The sequence below is a fragment of the Streptomyces sp. URMC 129 genome, assembly GCF_051386415.1.
Classification (GTDB): domain Bacteria; phylum Actinomycetota; class Actinomycetes; order Streptomycetales; family Streptomycetaceae; genus Streptomyces.
Map to the genome: position 1 here is coordinate 1 of NZ_JBPQTQ010000277.1, position 1,178 is coordinate 1,178.

Annotated in this window: 1 protein-coding gene; it reads right to left on the reverse strand. The window is 70.5% G+C overall.

The features are described from left to right. Positions 1-62 precede the first annotated feature (62 nt). A partial coding sequence (locus ACSNOC_RS27745; protein WP_436750331.1) for a DUF6801 domain-containing protein occupies positions 63-1,178 on the reverse strand: 1,116 nt, incomplete at its 5' end.

Below are 1,178 nucleotides of genomic sequence, written 5' to 3' on the forward strand. Positions count from 1 at the left end.
GGCCCGGAGCGAATCGCTCCGGGCCCGCCGTCTTGCTGTGCCGGTCTTGCTGTGCCGCAGGATCAGGACGCCTCGGTGGTGCGCCCGCGCATCAGCCGGGGCAGCACGCGGAAGGCGGCGCCGCCCGCGAGCATCGTCGCCGCGCCGATGAGCATCAGCGGGGCGTTGTTCGACGAACCGGTCTCGGCGAGACCGCCACCGGTGCTGGTGTAGCCACCGATGGAGCTGCTGCCGCCGAGCTGGGTGCCGGACACGCCGCCACTGCTGCTCGTGCCACCGTCGGTGGTCCCGCCGTCCGTGGTGCCGCCGTCCGTGGTCCCACCGTCAGTGGGGTCCGTCGGGTCGGTGGGGTCTGACGGGTCCGTCGGGTCGCTCGGGTCCGTCGGGTCGCTCGGGTCCGTGGGGTCGGACGGGTCCGTGGGGTCCGAGGGGTCGGACGGGTCCGTGGGATCCGACGGGTCACTCGGGTCCGTGGGATCCGACGGGTCGGTGGGGTCGCTCGGGTCCGAAGGGTCCGAGGGGTCGCTCGGGTCCGACGGGTCGCTCGGGTCCGAGGGGTCCGACGGGTCGCTCGGGTCCGAAGGGTCCGAGGGGTCGGACGGGTCCGACGGGTCACTCGGGTCCGAAGGATCGGACGGGTCCGTCGGATCGGTCGAACCGTCGGTGACCTCGAACTCGGCCAGGACGGTGTCCTGACCCGCGTCGAGGGTGCAAGCCGCGGTGAAGGTCTTCAGCCCGGTCTGCGAGCCGTCGGCCTTCTTCGGGGTGAGCGTCAGCGTGATGTTGCCGACGGTGATCTCACCGTGCCCGGGCTCGCTGAAGCTGATCTCCGGAGCGTCACCGCTCGCGTTGATCGAGAACTCGGTGTACGGCGGGGCCGGCGGGACATCCTGCTTCGGGACCTCGATCGGCACCTCCAGCGGCAGATCGAAGCCAGGGGCCGTGATCTGCGACTGGGCGACCGCGCTGCCCTCGATGGTGGTGGCAGCCACCGTCTTCAGACCCTGGTGCGTCTTCGCGTTGACGGTGCTGATCGCCTCGATGTGAATCGGAGGCGTCATCTCGTTGACAGCGATGCTGCTGGGGATGTCCGTGCTGATGTCCACCTTGAGCGGCTGCTTGCCGATCAGGGGGAACGGACAGGTGTAGTTCAGCGTCAGGGACGCCGGGTCCGCGGA